This window comes from Streptomyces cylindrosporus, assembly GCF_022698165.1.
GTDB lineage: Bacteria > Actinomycetota > Actinomycetes > Streptomycetales > Streptomycetaceae > Streptomyces > Streptomyces cylindrosporus.
Genome location: NZ_JALDAY010000003.1, coordinates 361,554 through 375,926, shown reverse-complemented (window position 1 = coordinate 375,926; position 14,373 = coordinate 361,554). Strand labels below are relative to the sequence as shown.

The window sequence follows — 14,373 nt, the reverse complement described above, 5'->3', positions numbered from 1 at the left end:
GGGCTTCTCCGGACGGCCGAGGGACTCGAATGTTACCGGTAACATAAATCCCCGCGGCGATCTTTGGGAAGGCCCGGGAGCCGGGCGTCGAACGGGGATCGAGAAGGCCGGCGACCCGCAAGTGTTCGATGTTGTGGTGTGGGTCACGCCGGGTCTAGGGTGAGAAAGCTTGGAGCTCCGCCGGTGACGAGTCGAGTGGCGGCGTGCGACCGGGCCGGCTCCAGGTGAGGGAAGTGATCGTGTTGTCCGTCGCCTGGGACGACATCGGCGGACTCGTCGATGCCCATGAGCGTTTCCTCGCCGGTTCGCGGGTCGAGTCGGACGTCCGGGGCTCGGTCCTGGAGTCCTGGAAGCGGTGCCGTACGGCCGGTCTGCGGCCCAATCAGCTGCTGGTCCCCTACGCCCCCGACCTCACGCTCGACGACGGCTTCCTGAGTGCCGCCGATCCGGTGCTGCGGGACCTGGCCGTATCGCTGTCCGAGGTGGGCATGGCGATCGCGCTGTGCGACGCGCGGGGGCGGATGATCCGGCGGCTCGGCGCGGACACGCGGCTCCTCGACCGGCTCGACGCGGTGAGCTTCGCGCCCGGGTTCGACGCGTCCGAGACGGTCGTCGGCACCAACGGGGTGGGCACCGCGCTCGCCGAACGCGGGCCCGTGTACGTCGTCGGGCGCGAGCACTTCGCCGACTGCCTGCAGCCCTTCGCCTGCGCGGGCGCGCCGGTACGGCATCCGCTCAGCGGCCGTATCGAGGCGGTGCTCGACCTGACCTGCCTGCGCGACGACGGCGACCCCGCCATGGTCCGCCTCGTCCGCGAGGCCGCCCACCGCATCGAGGCCCGGCTCCTGGAACAGGCCACGGACCGGGAACGGGCGCTGCTCGCCGCGTACCGGCGGGCCGGACGCGAGCCCGCCGACCGGCACCAGCCCGACGGGCGCGAGAGCGGCGAACTCGGCCGCATCGACCTGGCCGTACTGCGCGAGCGGGCCGAGGAGTTGATCGCCTCCCCGACCCAGACACTCGACGAGGTCGCCCTGACCGGCGGCCGGGTGGCGACCCTGTTGCGGCGTCAGGTCATGGGCGCGGCAGGCGAGTTGGGGGTCGCCGTCGAGGCACGGATCCTCGGCGGGCCGCGGGTGCGGGGACTCGGGGTGGCGCAATCGGCAGCCGACGCCGGGCTGTTGGGCGGGACCAAGCCCGCCGCACCCCTCGCACCGCCCTTCCCGGTGCGCCCTGTCGCCACCTCCGTGCCCGTCGTCGTACGAGCCGTCGTACAGTCGCCGGCACCCGGGCCCCAGCCGCCCGAAACCGTCGGCGACGTCCTCGGCGGCGACGAGAGCCGGCTGCTGCTCGTCGGGGAACCCGGGGTCGGGCGGCTCGCCGTGCTGGCACGGCGGCGGCTGGAGCTGCTGCACGAGGCCGGCGTACGGATCGGGACCACGCTCGATGTGGCGCGTACCGCCGAGGAGTTGACCGAGGTCAGCGTCGGCCGGTTCGCGGACTTCGTGGCCGTGGACCTGCCGGACGCCGTGCTGCGCGGGGAGGAACCCGGACCGCTCGGGGCGGACACCCCGCTGCGCCGGGTCGCGTTGGGCGCCGTACACGAGGAGTCGCATCTGTGGGGAGTCGGCGACACCGTGCAGTACGTGGCGACCACGCCCCAGGCGCGCGCGCTGGAAAGTCGGCGGTCCGTCCTGGAGCCGGTGCTGGCCGAGGCCGCCGGGTGGCGGGCGCAGGACCCGGCACGGCTGGAGCGGACCCTCGACGCCGGGGTCCACTCGCTGATCACCGTGCCGCTGCGGGCCCGTGGCGCCACGCTCGGCGTGGTCAGCTTCTACCGCTCGCAGAAGCCCGCCCCCTTCGAGGACGACGACCTCTCCCTCGCCCAGGAGCTGGTCAGCCGCGCCGCGATCTGCATCGACAACGCCCGCCGCTACACCCGCGAGCACAACACCGCCCTCGCCCTGCAGCGCAGCCTGCTGCCCAAGGGGCGGCCCGAGCAGAACGCCGTCGAGGCCGCCTACCGCTACCTGCCCGCCCAGGCCGGCGTCGGCGGCGACTGGTTCGACGTGATCCCGCTGTCCGGCGCGCGGGTCGCCCTCGTCGTCGGGGACGTCGTCGGACACGGCCTGCACGCCGCCGCCACCATGGGCCGGCTGCGCACCGCCGTGCACAACTTCTGCTCCCTCGACCTGCCCCCGGACGACCTCCTCACCCACCTCGACGACCTGGTCGGACGGCTCGACCGGGGCGAGGGCTGGGAAGTGGACAGCGACCAGGCCGACTCCGGCATAGTCGGCGCGACCTGCCTCTACGCCGTCTACGATCCGGTGTCCCGGCGCTGCACCCTCACCCGCGCCGGGCACCCCCTGCCCGCGGTCGTCCACCCCGACGGCAGCGTCGAGTTCGTCGACCTGCCCTCCGGACCGCCGCTCGGCCTCGGCGGCATGCCCTTCGAGACGGTCGAGCTGGAGCTCGCCGAAGGCAGCCAACTCGTGCTCTACACCGACGGGTTGGTCGAGGACCGGGTGCGCGACATCGACGCCGGCCTCGACCAGCTCCGGACCGTGCTCGCCGTTCCCGGCCGGGCCCCCGAGGACACCTGCGAGGCCGTCCTCGACGCGCTGCTGCCCGCCCGCCCGGCCGACGACGTGGCACTGCTCGTCGCCCGCACCCACGTCCTCGGCCCGGACCAGGTCGCCCAGTGGGACCTGCCCAGCGACCCGGCGGTCGTCTCCCGCGCCCGCACCCTGGTCACCGAACAGCTCGCCGCGTGGCACCTGGACGACCTCGCCTTCACCACCGAACTGGTCGCCAGCGAACTCGTCACCAACGCCATCCGCCACGCCACCGGCCCCGTCCAGCTCCGCCTGCTCCGCGACCGCGCCCTGATCTGCGAGGTCTCCGACGGCTCCGGCACCTCACCCCGGCTGCGCCGCGCCCGCAACGAGGACGAGGGTGGCCGCGGCCTGTTCCTGGTCGCGCAGCTGACGGAGCGGTGGGGGACCCGGTACACGGCCGAGGGCAAGGTGATCTGGACGGAACAGCCGCTGCCGTGAGGTGGGGCGGGCCTCAGTGCTATGTCACATAGCACCGCAGTGGTATGTGACATAGCACTGGCCCGCGACGAGCACTCACCCCGCCGCCGACACCGGCAGCGTCACCGTGAACACCGTCGCCCCCGGCTCGCTGCTCAGCTCGATCGTCCCCCCGTGCGCGTGGACCAGGGAGCCGGCCACGGCCAGCCCCAGCCCGCTGCCGCCCCGGTCCCGGCTGCGGGCCTTGTCGACGCGGTAGAAGCGGTCGAAGACCCGCTCGCGGTCGGCGGGCGGAATGCCCGGGCCGGAGTCCTCGACGCGGACCACCGCCGCGGACCCCTCCTCGGCGACCGTCAGGGACACCGGTGTTCCGGCCGGGGTGTGCACGGCCGCGTTGGTCAGCAGGTTGTCCAGGACCTGGCGGATGCGGTGCGGGTCCAGCCGCAGCTTGAGGGCGGCCGGGCCGGAGGTCACCGTCAGCGGGCGGTCCGGGTGGCTCGCGCGGAAGGCCGCGGCCGCCTCTCCGGCCAGCTCCACCAGGTCCGCGTCCTGCAGCCGCAAAGGTGTCTCCACCTCCGCCGCGTCCAGGCGGGCCAGCAGCAGCAGGTCGTCCAGGAGCACGCCCATCCGCGCGGCCTCGGCCCGCAGCCGGGCCAGGTGCCTGTCGCGTTCCTCGGGGGCGTTGGCGGCGGCGTACTGGAAGAGGTCCGCGTAGCCCCGTACCGACATCAAAGGGGTACGGAGCTCGTGCGAGGCGTCCGCGACGAAGCGCCGCAGCCGCTGCTCGGCCTCCGCGCGGACCGCGAGGGAGCGGTCGATGTGCTCCAGCATCGTGTTGAAGGCGGTGCGCAGCTCCTCGACCTCCGGGCCGCCGCCCCGCTCGTCGGCGCGCAGCGGCAGCCGGGCCGCCGACTCGGTCAGGTCGTGCGAGGCGATGCCGTGCGCGGTGTGCGTCATGTCGCTCAGCGGGTTCAGGCCGCGGCGCAGCATCCGCCGGCCGAACACCACCAGCGCGAGCAGGGCCAGCCCGAACGCGACGACCTGGACCGTGATCAGCTGTCGTACCGTGTCGTCGATGGCGTCCGTCGGGGCGCCGCTGACCAGCACCACGCCGGGCTCCACCTCGCAGGCCCGCAGCCGGTACTCGCCCTCGCCGGCGATGTGCGCGGTACGCAGCATCTCGGTGTCCCTGGCCGCCTGCGCCTTCGCCAGGGAGGTGAGCGGGGCGATGTCCTCGGGCAGGTCGCCGCTCTCCTCGGGCTTGCGCAGCACCGCCGTACCGCCCGACACGTCGTACACCGCGTAGTACCAGCGGTAGTACTTCTTGCCCTGGAGCGTGCCGTTCTCCGCGATGGACTTGGACTGGGCGACCTGGGCGAGCCCCAGCTGGTCGTCGAGCTGCGCCGACAGGTAGTCGCGCATGTACGTCGTCAGGGCCGTGCCGACCACGGCGAACACCACCAGCGCCAGCGCGCCCAGGCCGAGGGCCAGCCGGGTGCCCAGCCGCATACCGCGGTACGCCCGCCGCAGCCGCCCGATCACTCCGCCGCCTGCCGGATGACGTAACCGAAGCCCCGTACCGTCTGGATCAGCGGCTCACCCGTGTCGTCCAGCTTGCGGCGCAGCCGGCTGACGACCAGCTCCACGACGTTCGAGCGGCCCCCGAAGCCGTACTCCCAGACATGGTCGAGGATCTGCGCCTTGGTCATCACGGTCGGCGACTTGCGCATCAGGAAGCGCAGCACCTCGTACTCGGTGGGGGTGAGGGTGAGGAGCTTGTCGCCGCGGCGGACCTCCCGCGTGTCCTCGTCCATCGTCAGGTCCCCGACCCGCAGCACCGAGCGCTGGAAACCCGGTCCCGCGCTGCGCCGCAGCACCGTCCGCAGCCGGGCCATCAGCTCCTCCACCGCGAACGGCTTGACCAGGTAGTCGTCGCCGCCCCGGGTCAGCCCCGCCACCCGGTCGGCCACCCCGTCCCGCGCGGTCAGGAACACCACCGGCACCATCGTCCCCGAGCGCCGCAGCCGGTCCAGCACGCCGAAGCCGTCCACGTCCGGGAGCATCAGGTCGAGCACCACGATGTCCGGGTGGAACTCCCCGGCCAGCCGGAGCGCCTCCTCACCGGAGTTCGCGGTGACTGCGTCCCAGCCCTCGTAGCGGGCGACGGTCGCGACGAGATCGGCGATCGGCGGGTCGTCGTCCACGACCAGGAGGCGTACTTTTTCCACCCGCCCATAGTGCTGCACGCCGCGGCCACGGCCAGGTGGCCGGGCTCACAGCAAGGACATCGATAATGAGTTGTAAGTAGTCCGACAGGTTCTCGACAGCTCCCACCGGCGAAGCTCGGTTACCCAGGACCCGATCAAGGAGCTGCCGTCCCGTGACGACCGTCCAATCACCCCCTGCGCCCCCCACGGCGATACGCCCCAGGGTGGTGGCCCGCACGGGCCTGTACGCCGTGCTGGCCGCGAACGCGGCCGTGGTCGCCTACTTCTTCGCCCAGCCGGGCTTCGCCGCCTCGAACGCCCTGATCGTCATCGGCCGCCTCCTCGGCCTGTACGGCGCCCTCGTCATGGCCTTCCAGCTGGTGCTGGTGGCCCGGCTGCCCTGGCTGGACCGCCGCATCGGCATGGACCGGCTGACCTCCTGGCACCGCTGGACCGGCTTCGCGCTGCTGTGGACCCTGCTCGGGCACGCCGTCTTCATCACCTTCGGCTACGCCGACGGCGCGGGCGTCGGCCCGGTCAGCGAGCTCGTCGACCTCGCCGAGACCACGGAGGGCGTGCTGCGCGCGATCGTGGCGTTCGGCATCATCCTCGTGGTCGGCGCCGTCTCCGCCCGCTACGCCCGCCGCCGCCTCGCCTACGAGACCTGGCACTTCATCCACCTGTACACGTACGTGGCGGTCGTCCTCGCCTTCACGCACCAGGTCGCGGTCGGTACGACGTTCACCTCCTCGTCCGCCGCCAAGGCGTACTGGTACGGCGTGTGGGCCGTCGCCCTCGGCGCGGTCGTCCTGGGCCGCCTGGTCCTGCCGCTGTGGCGCAACACCCGCCACCAGTTCCGCGTCTCCGCCGTCGTGCCCGAGTCCGACAACGTCGTCTCGATCCACATCACCGGCAAGGACCTCGACAAGCTGCCCGCGCGGGCCGGCCAGTTCTTCCTGTGGCGCTTCCTGACCGCCGACCGCTGGTGGCAGGCCAACCCCTTCTCCCTCTCCGCCGCCCCCGACGGCCGCGGCCTCCGGCTCACCGCCAAGGCGGCCGGCGAGGGCAGCGCCGCCCTGCGCCATGTGAAGGTCGGCACGCGCGTCTTCGCCGAGGGCCCCTACGGCGCCTTCACCACCCTGCACCGCACCAAGCCGGAGTCCCTGCTCATCGCGGGCGGCGTCGGCGTCACCCCGATCCGCGCCCTCCTGGAGGACATCGAGGGGCACGCGGTGGTCATCTACCGCGTGGCCGGCGAACGCGACGCCGTCCTCTACGACGAGCTGCGCGAGCTGGCCGTGGCCAAGGGCGCCGAACTGCACCTGGTCACCGGGCCGCCGGTCCCCGACAAGCTGGCCCCGCGCGAACTGATCCGGCTGGTGCCGGACATCGCCGACCGGGACGTCTTCCTGTGCGGACCGCCCCCGATGATGAATGCGGTGCTGCGCACCCTCGCCGACCTGGGCGTGCCCAAGCAGCAGACCCACTTCGAGCGCTTCAGCCTGGCCGGCTGAGAGGAACGGGAAAGACATCGTGAAGCGAGCCATACCCGTCGTCGTCCTCAGCATCGCGGGCCTGGTCCCGGTCTGGCGCTACGAACCGTCCGTCGGCGGTACGACGTCCACGACGACGCCCAGCGCCTCCACGCCGTCCGCCTCCACCTCCTCGGGCACGGTCGTCAAGGGCACGACCATCAACACCGAGAAGGGCCCGGTCCAGGTCCAGGTGACCTTCGACGGCGACAAGATCTCGGCTGTGAAGATGCTCCAGCAGCCGAATCATCCGCAGACGACGGCTGCCGTCCCGGTGCTGGTCTCGGAGACGCTGAAGGCGCAGAGCGCGGACATCGACACCGTCTCCGGTGCGACGATCACCAGCGAGGCCTACAAGAAGTCCCTGCAGGCGGCGATCGACGGAAACGACACGGCATCACCTTCACCGGCCGGCGCGTCGCAGACCGTGTCGGGCTCCACGGTCAACACCGAGAAGGGCCCGGTCCAGGTCCAGTTGACCTTCGACGGCGACAAGATCTCGGCTGTGAAGATGCTCCAGCAGCCGAATCATCCGCAGACGACGGCTGCCGTCCCGGTGCTGGTCTCGGAGACGCTGAAGGCGCAGAGCGCGGACATCGACACCGTCTCCGGTGCCACCATCACCAGCGACGGCTACAAGGAGTCCCTCCAGGCCGCGATCGACGCGAAGGGCTGAGCATGCGCCGAGTCGAACACGTCATGGGTTTCCCGGTCTCGCTGCGCGTCGACGACGAGGACGTCCCCGGGAGCGCCGCGGACGCGGTCTTCGGCTGGCTGCGGGAGGTCGACGAGCGGTTCAGCCCGTTCAGGCCGGACAGCGAGGTCTCCCGCCTGGACCGGGGCGAGCTCTCCGAGTCCGGGGTGAGCGCGGACCTCGCCGAGGTGCTCGGCCTGTGCGAGCACTACCGGGTCGCCACGGGCGGCGCGTTCGACGTACGGCTGCCGGGGCGCGGGCTCGACCCGTGCGCGGTGGTCAAGGGCTGGTCCGTGCAGCGGGCCGCGGAACTGCTGCGGGCGGCCGGCGCGCGCCGGTTCGTGCTGAACGCCGGCGGTGACGTGGTCGCCTCCGGCGGGCCCTGGCGGGTGGGCGTACGGCACCCCGAACACGCCGACCAGCTGTGCACCGTCCTCGCGCTCACCGACGGCGCGGTCGCCACCTCCGCCCGCTACGAGCGCGGCGACCACATCATCGACGGCCGTACCGGGCGCCCTGCGACCGGACTGCTCAGCCTGACGGTCGTGGCCCCCACCCTGACCGAGGCCGACTCGGTCGCCACGGCCGCCTTCGCGATGGGCGCCGAAGGGGTCGAGTGGGCGGCCTCGCTGGACGGTTGCGAGGTGTTCGCGGTGGACGCGGAGCGGCGGGTGCTGCGGACGGAGGGGTTCCCCACGGCGGGCGAGCCCTCGACGGCCGCCTGATCCGTCGCCCTGACTACCCTGACCCGGTGACCATCGAGCTGACGCTGCTGTCGTCCGTCGCGTACCGGGGGCAGGAGATCACCGCGCCCCGGCTGCGGGGGCTGCTCGCGTTGCTGGGCGGGGAGTTGCGGGCCGGCTGCGGGGTGGGGCGACTGGTCGACGGGTTGTGGGTGGACGAGCGGCCCGAGAATCCCGGCAAGGCGTTGCAGATCCTCGTCTCGCGGGCCCGTAAGCAGCTCGGCGCCGACGTCATCGTCAGCACCCCCGCCGGTTACCGGCTCGGCCTGCGCGAGGACCAGGTCGACGCCTCCGCCGTGCTGCTCTTCGCCGCCGCGGCCACCGAGAAGGCGCGGGCCGGCGATCACGCGGGCACCCTCGCCGAGGCGGAGGAGGGGCTCGCGCTGTGGGAGGGCGCCGCGGCCGGTGAGGAAGCCGTACTCGGCGATCCCGTGGGCGAGTTGCGCGCCGAACGCGCCGGCACGCGCCGGACGTTGACCCGCCTCCGCGCGCTCGCCCTCGCCCGCACCGGTCGCCGCGACCAAGCCGTGGGCCCGCTCGCCGACTTGGCCGCGTCCCAGCCCCACGACGACGAACTCCTCCTGGAGTTGATGCGCTGTCAGACACCTGCCGTCGCTCTCACCACGTACGAGACCCACCGCCGTCGCCTGCGCGACGAACTCGGCGCCGATCCCGCCCCCGCGCTTCAGGAGCTGCACCAGGAACTCCTGCGCGGCGAGGCCCCGTTGGTCCGGCGCGGGGTGCCGCACGAGCCCAACCCGCTGCTCGGCCGGGACGCCGACGTGGCGGCCGTGACGCGGCTGCTGCACAGCGCCCGCGTCACCTCGGTCGTCGGCCCCGGCGGCCTCGGCAAGACCCGCCTCGCGAGCGCCGTCGCCCGGGACGCCGAGCAGCGGGTCGTCCACCTGGTGCCGCTCGCCGGGGTCCGCGCCGACGCCGACGTCGCCGCCGAGGTCGCCTCCGCGCTGGACGCCGCCGGCACCGATCCGGTCGCGGGCATCGTCGGCGCCCTCGGCTCCGGATCCGCGCTGCTCGTGCTGGACAACTGCGAGCAGGTGGTGCGCGGCGTCGCCGACCTGGTGCAGGCCCTGGTGTCCAGGACCCGGGACCTGCGGATCCTCACCACCAGCCGGGCCCCGCTCGGTCTGTCCTCCGAGGCCGTCCATCCGCTGCCCGAGCTGGATCCCGCCACCACCGTCGAGCTGTTCGAGCAGCGCGCCCGCGCCGCCCGCCCGGGCCTCGACCTGCCCGCCGACACCGTGGCCGCCCTGTGCCGTCGCCTCGACGGGCTGCCGCTGGCCGTGGAACTCGCCGCGGCCCGGGTGCGGGTGATGTCCGTCGCCGAGATCGCCCGCCGTCTGGAGGACCGGTTCGCGCTGCTGCGGGGCGGCTCCCGGGACGCCCCGCAGCGGCACCGCACCCTGCACGCCGTCGTCGACTGGAGCTGGAACCTCCTCGACGCGCGGGCCCGTTCCGCTCTGGCCACCCTGTCCGTCTTCCCGGCCGGGTTCACCGCGGAGGCCGCGGAGCAACTCGTCGACAATGCCCTGGAGATCCTGGAGGACCTTGTCGACCAGTCCCTGCTGAAGGTCGCCGACACGGCCTACGGCGCCCGCTTCCGCATGCTGGAGACGGTCCGTGAGTTCGCCGCCGTGCACCGGGAGCCGGCCGTCACCGGTCGATTCCTGTGCTGGGCACGGCAGTTCGGGGCCGCGCACCACGACGCCCCCTTCGGCACCGACCCCCTCGCGTCCTGGCAGCTGATCCGCGCCGAGCAGGACAACCTCGTCCACGCGCTGCGGCTCGCGCTCGCCCGGGACGACCTCGACACCGTCGCCGCGGTCACCGCCGTACTCGGCGCCCTGTGGACCACCGAGACCAACTACCCCCGCATGATCGGCCTCACCGAGGACACCGCCCGGCCCCTGTCCCACTACCGGCCCGCCCCCGAGTACGTCGAACCGGCCCGCACCGCCGCCGCCCTGCTGACCGCGAGCCTGTTCCTCGGCGTCGGACCGGGCGCCCTCCGCCCCCTGGTCGCCCTGCGCCGGCTGCCGCCCGCGCAGCCGGACACACTGGTGCGGGCCCTGGCGGCGGTACTGGGCGCCGTGCCGGAGGTGCTCGCGGACCACGACGCGCTGGCCCGCCTGTGCGACAGCGGGCAGCCGCTGCTCGCGGGCATCGCCAACTGCGTGGCCACCTATGTGTGGGAGGGCGAGGACCGGCCCGACCTCGCCCTCGCCGCCGCCCGCCGGATGGCCGACGCGCTCGCGGGCTCGGACATCCCGGTGCTGCGGATCTGGCCGGCCTCCCGCCTCGCCGAGCTGTGCCTGCAGACCGAGCGCGGCGGCGAGGCCCTGCCGCACATGCTGGGCGCGCTGGACGCCCTGGAGAGCCTCGGCGAGTGGAACGACACCATCGGCATGCGCTGGGGTCTCATGCTCGCCCATCTCCAGACCGGTGAACTCGACGCCGCCGAGCACTGGTTGGAGGAGGCCCTGCGCAACCAGCCGGAGGGCACCGCCTCCGACGCCTTCACCCCCGACCTGGGCGCCCGCGCCGAGATGGCCCTCGCGCGCGGAGACGTCGAGACGGGGCTGGGCCTGTGGCGCCGGGCGCTGGAGCGCCTGGAGCACCGCCCCGCGCCCCAGGGCGACCAACTCCTCATGGACGGCTGGGTGCTGGAGCTCCAGTCGGTCGCCCTGACCGCACACGCCCGGCACGGCCGCACGGACCTGGTGGCGCCGCTGGCCGCCGCGCTGCCCGGCCGCCTCACCGCCCTGCTGAACCGGCCGAGCGCCCCGCACCACGCCACCCTCGACCTCCCGGTCTGCGGCGCGCTCCTCCTTGCCCTCGGCGCGGTCGCCCTGGCCGACGGCGACGGCGCTCGCGGGGCCCGGCTGACCGTCCTCGCCGAACGCTTCCGCGCCCTGCGCAACTTCCAGCCGACGATGTCCTCGGCCCGCGCCCGCGAGGCCGCCGAGAACGCCGACAAGGCGGCCTACGAGGACGCGGTGGCCACGTACGCCGCCCTGGACGGGGAGGGGCTGCGGGCCGCGGCCCGCACCGCGGTCACAGCCTGACCGGCAGGCCCAGCAGGTGGAAGCCGTCGCCGGGCCAGTGCCCGAACGCCACGTCGGCCCGGTCCACCGCCAGGACGGGTGCCGCCGGCCGCCGTACCAGAAGCTCCTCGAAGACGACGCCCGTCACCAGGCGGCCGAGCGCCGCGCCGATGCAGTAGTGCGGGCCGTGCCCGAAGGCCAGGTGGCCGTCGCCGCGGCCGAACTCCCTGGTCACGTCGAGGCGTTCGGGAGTGTCGTACGCCGCCGGGTCGTGGTCCGCGGCGAACAGGGCGACCGTCACCGCCTCGCCCTTCTTCAGCCGTGTCCCCGCGAACGCGAAGTCCTCGGTGGCGTAGAGGGTGGCGCCCATGCGGACGAGGGTGACGTGACGGAGGAGCTCGGGGACGGCGCGGCCGAGCAGTTCCGGCTCGGCGCGCAGGCGCTCCAGCTGGTCGGGGTGGTCGAGGAGGGCCAGGACCGCGTGGGCGAGGAAGAGGGCCGGCGGGGTGATGCCGGTGTTGATCAGCAGGAAGAAGACGGTGACGATCTCGTCGTCCGTCATGCCGCCGTCCGCGAGCAGCGCCGACACCAGGTCGTCGGCCGGTTCGCCGCGGCGCCGGGCGACCAGGTCCAACGTGAACTCGACGATCCCGCCCAGCCCTTCGAGGGCGCGGCTGCCGTCGCCGTACGCGAAGTCCCGGATCCAGCCGCAGACCCGGTCCTGGTCGGCCGCGTCCACGCCGACCAGCGCGCAGATGACGGCGGTGCAGAGCGGGTACGCGAACTCGCCCAGGAGATCGGCCTGTTCGCGCCCGGCGAGGGACTCGATCAGGGCCTGCGCCGTCTTCTCCACGAAGGGGCGCAGGGCCGCGACCCGGCGGGCGGTGAAGGCCCGGGTGAGGGGGTTACGGCGGCGGGTGTGCTCGGCGCCGTCGAAGAGCGCCAGGTGTCCGGTGAGGTACCGGGCGTACTCGGGCGGGATGCCGCCGAGGCCCTGGGCCAGCAACTCGGCCTGCGGATCCGGCATTTCGGAGTCGGGGACCGTCGAGCGGTCGCGGACCAGGCGGGGTTCGGTGAGCGCCTCCTTCACGTCCTCGTGGCGGGTGATCAGCCGAACGGGGGTGTCGAGGCCCGGCAGGACGACATGCGCGAGGCCGGGGCGGGAGCGCAGGCCGGTGTAGGCGCCGGTGGGGTTCTCGACGAGCTCGGGGGTGAGGTGCACGGCGTCGTTCATGGCAACTGCCCTTCTGGGAATGGTCTGTTCAGTGGGTGTCGCGGTCGAAGAGGCGCAGCGACCAGACGAAGCCGAGGATCACGATCGCCAGGCTCCAGGCCACCGCGAGCCAGCCGTTGTGGCCGATGCCGGTGCCGGTGAGCAGTCCGCGCACGGTCTCGATGACCGCGGTGAAGGGCTGGTACTCGGCGAACCAGCGGATCCAGGACGGCATCGAGTCGACCGGTACGAAGGTGCTGCTGACGAAGGGCAGCAGGAAGGAGATCGGCAGCGGGGCGTTGCTCGCGCCCTCGGGTGTCTTGCTGATCAGGCCCAGAGCGACCGCGAGCCAGGTCAGTCCGAGGACGAAGAGGAGCAGAAGTCCGCAGGCGGCCAGCCACTCCAGGGGGTTCGCGTTCGGCCGGAAGCCGATGGCGAGGGCCACCGCGGTGACCAGGACCAGGTTGACGACCGTCTGGATGACGCTGCCGACCACATGGCCGACCAGGATCGACGCCCGGGAGATCGCCATCGTGCGGAAGCGGGCCACGATGCCCTCGGTCATGTCCGTGCACACGGCTACCGCCGTCGGGATGGATCCGGCGCCGGCGGTCATCAGGAGGATGCCGGGCACGAGGTAGGCCAGGTACGCGGTGCGGTCGCCGCCCTGGCCGATTCCGGCGCCGAGCGCGGAGCCGAAGACGTACACGAACAGGAGCAGGAGGAAGACGGGGATGAGCGCGACCTGGAGGGTCATGGAGGGGTAGCGGCGGGCGTGCAGGAGGTTGCGGCGCAGCATGGTGCGGGAGTCGCGCAGGTGGAGGTCGGGGACGGCGGTCGTGGTCATCGGGTCCGCACCTTCTCGTGCTCGGGGCGGCCGGTGACCGCGAAGAAGACGTCGTCGAGGTCGGGGGTGTGGACGGTGAGGGAGTCGACGCTCACCGAGGCGTTGTCGAGGGCGTCCAGCAGGGCGCGCAGGGTGTGGACGCTGCCGTCGCCCGGGACCTGGAGGGTGAGCGCCTCGTCGTCCCGCTGTCCGACGCCCAACACCTGTGCGGCGCGGGCGAGTTCGGCCGGGTCGAGGAAGCGGAGCCGGACATGGCCGCCGGGGACGAGGCGCTTGAGCTCGTCCGGGGTGCCCTCGGCGACGATCCGGCCGCCGTTCAGCACCGCGATGCGGTCGGCGAGTTGGTCGGCCTCCTCCAGGTACTGGGTGGTGAGGAAGACCGTGACCCCGTCGGCGACCAGTTCGCGGACGATCTGCCACACGGCGTGCCGGGAGCGCGGGTCGAGACCGGTCGTCGGCTCGTCGAGGAAGATTACCTCGGGGGAGCCGATCAGCGTCATCGCGATGTCGAGGCGCCGCCGCATGCCGCCGGAGTAGGAGGAGGCGGGCTTCCCGGCCGCGTCCACGAGGTCGAAGCGTTCGAGGAGTCCGGCGATGACTCGGCGGCCTTCGGCGCGGTCCAGGTGGTGCAGGTCCGCCATCAGCGCCATGTTCTCCTCGCCGGTGATCAGGTTGTCCACGGCCGAGAACTGGCCGGTGACACCGATCGCGGCCCGCACGGACCGCGGGTCGGCGGCCAGGTCGTGCCCGGTGACGCGGGCGGTGCCGGCGTCGGCGCGGATCAGGGTGGAGAGGATCTGGACGGTGGTGGTCTTGCCGGCGCCGTTCGGGCCGAGGAGAGAGAAGACCGTGCCTCGGGGGACGCGCAGGTCGATGCCGTCGAGGACGAGCTTGTCGCCGTATGCCTTGCGGAGGCCGGTCGCCTCGATGGCCGGTGTCGTGAGGTGGTCCGGGTGCGTCGGGTTCATGCCGCAGAGCGTGCCGGGGGCCGGATTCAGGGTGGCTTCACGGCGGTTTCAGGGGCGGGGGTGCGGTGA

Annotated in this window: 10 protein-coding genes; 5 read left to right on the top strand and 5 right to left on the bottom strand. The window is 73.2% G+C overall.

What is annotated here, in order from left to right; translation table 11 throughout:
- Window positions 1–233: 233 nt before the first annotated feature.
- Window positions 234–3,059: a SpoIIE family protein phosphatase gene (locus MQP27_RS11080; protein WP_372511158.1), complete on the top strand. Its 2,826-nt coding sequence runs from the start codon at window positions 234–236 to the stop codon at window positions 3,057–3,059.
- A gap of 75 nt (window positions 3,060–3,134) precedes the next feature.
- On the opposite strand, the gene MQP27_RS11075 is transcribed toward MQP27_RS11080, so the two are convergent.
- Both MQP27_RS11075 and MQP27_RS11070 read right to left on the bottom strand, forming a co-directional pair.
- Window positions 3,135–4,580, bottom strand: a complete 1,446-nt coding sequence (locus MQP27_RS11075) for a sensor histidine kinase (protein WP_242764431.1) — start codon at window positions 4,578–4,580, stop codon at window positions 3,135–3,137.
- Window positions 4,577–5,266 carry a response regulator transcription factor gene (locus MQP27_RS11070; protein ID WP_242764429.1) on the bottom strand — a complete coding sequence of 230 codons (690 nt, stop codon included), beginning with the start codon at window positions 5,264–5,266 and terminating at the stop codon, window positions 4,577–4,579. The genes MQP27_RS11075 and MQP27_RS11070 overlap by 4 nt, the downstream gene beginning before the upstream one ends.
- Before the next feature lie 152 nt (window positions 5,267–5,418).
- Here MQP27_RS11070 and MQP27_RS11065 point away from each other — a divergent pair, with 152 nt between their 5' ends.
- The 4 genes from MQP27_RS11065 to MQP27_RS11050 are packed head-to-tail and all read left to right on the top strand — an operon-like array spanning window position 5,419 to window position 11,297.
- Window positions 5,419–6,759: a ferredoxin reductase family protein gene (locus tag MQP27_RS11065; RefSeq protein WP_242764427.1), complete on the top strand. Its 1,341-nt coding sequence runs from the start codon at window positions 5,419–5,421 to the stop codon at window positions 6,757–6,759.
- A gap of 19 nt (window positions 6,760–6,778) precedes the next feature.
- Window positions 6,779–7,453 carry an FMN-binding protein gene (locus MQP27_RS11060; RefSeq protein ID WP_242764425.1) on the top strand — a complete coding sequence of 225 codons (675 nt, stop codon included), beginning with the start codon at window positions 6,779–6,781 and terminating at the stop codon, window positions 7,451–7,453.
- Between the two features lie 2 nt (window positions 7,454–7,455).
- On the top strand, window positions 7,456–8,196 hold the full coding sequence (locus tag MQP27_RS11055) for an FAD:protein FMN transferase (RefSeq protein WP_242764422.1): 741 nt from the start codon (window positions 7,456–7,458) through the stop codon (window positions 8,194–8,196).
- A 26-nt stretch (window positions 8,197–8,222) separates the two neighbouring features.
- A complete protein-coding gene (locus MQP27_RS11050) occupies window positions 8,223–11,297 on the top strand; it encodes an ATP-binding protein (RefSeq protein ID WP_242764420.1) in 3,075 nt (1,024 codons plus the stop codon).
- Here the strand turns inward: MQP27_RS11050 and MQP27_RS11045 are convergent.
- Genes MQP27_RS11045 through MQP27_RS11035 form a run of 3 tightly spaced genes read right to left on the bottom strand, consistent with a single transcriptional unit; the run spans window position 11,287 to window position 14,304 of the window.
- Window positions 11,287–12,510: a cytochrome P450 gene (locus MQP27_RS11045; protein ID WP_242764418.1), complete on the bottom strand. Its 1,224-nt coding sequence runs from the start codon at window positions 12,508–12,510 to the stop codon at window positions 11,287–11,289. The genes MQP27_RS11050 and MQP27_RS11045 overlap by 11 nt on opposite strands.
- 28 nt (window positions 12,511–12,538) lie before the next feature.
- On the bottom strand, window positions 12,539–13,336 hold the full coding sequence (locus MQP27_RS11040) for an ABC transporter permease (RefSeq protein ID WP_242764416.1): 798 nt from the start codon (window positions 13,334–13,336) through the stop codon (window positions 12,539–12,541).
- Complete coding sequence (locus tag MQP27_RS11035) at window positions 13,333–14,304, bottom strand: ATP-binding cassette domain-containing protein (protein ID WP_242764414.1); 972 nt, start codon at window positions 14,302–14,304, stop codon at window positions 13,333–13,335. The genes MQP27_RS11040 and MQP27_RS11035 overlap by 4 nt, the downstream gene beginning before the upstream one ends.
- Window positions 14,305–14,373: the final 69 nt, after the last annotated feature.

Coding starts and splice junctions, on each gene's coding strand:
- MQP27_RS11035 (WP_242764414.1), bottom strand. CDS start 14,304: ATGAACCCGACGCACCCGGACCACCTCACGACACCGGCCATCGAGGCG.
- MQP27_RS11055 (WP_242764422.1), top strand. CDS start 7,456: ATGCGCCGAGTCGAACACGTCATGGGTTTCCCGGTCTCGCTGCGCGTC.
- MQP27_RS11040 (WP_242764416.1), bottom strand. CDS start 13,336: ATGACCACGACCGCCGTCCCCGACCTCCACCTGCGCGACTCCCGCACC.
- MQP27_RS11045 (WP_242764418.1), bottom strand. CDS start 12,510: ATGAACGACGCCGTGCACCTCACCCCCGAGCTCGTCGAGAACCCCACC.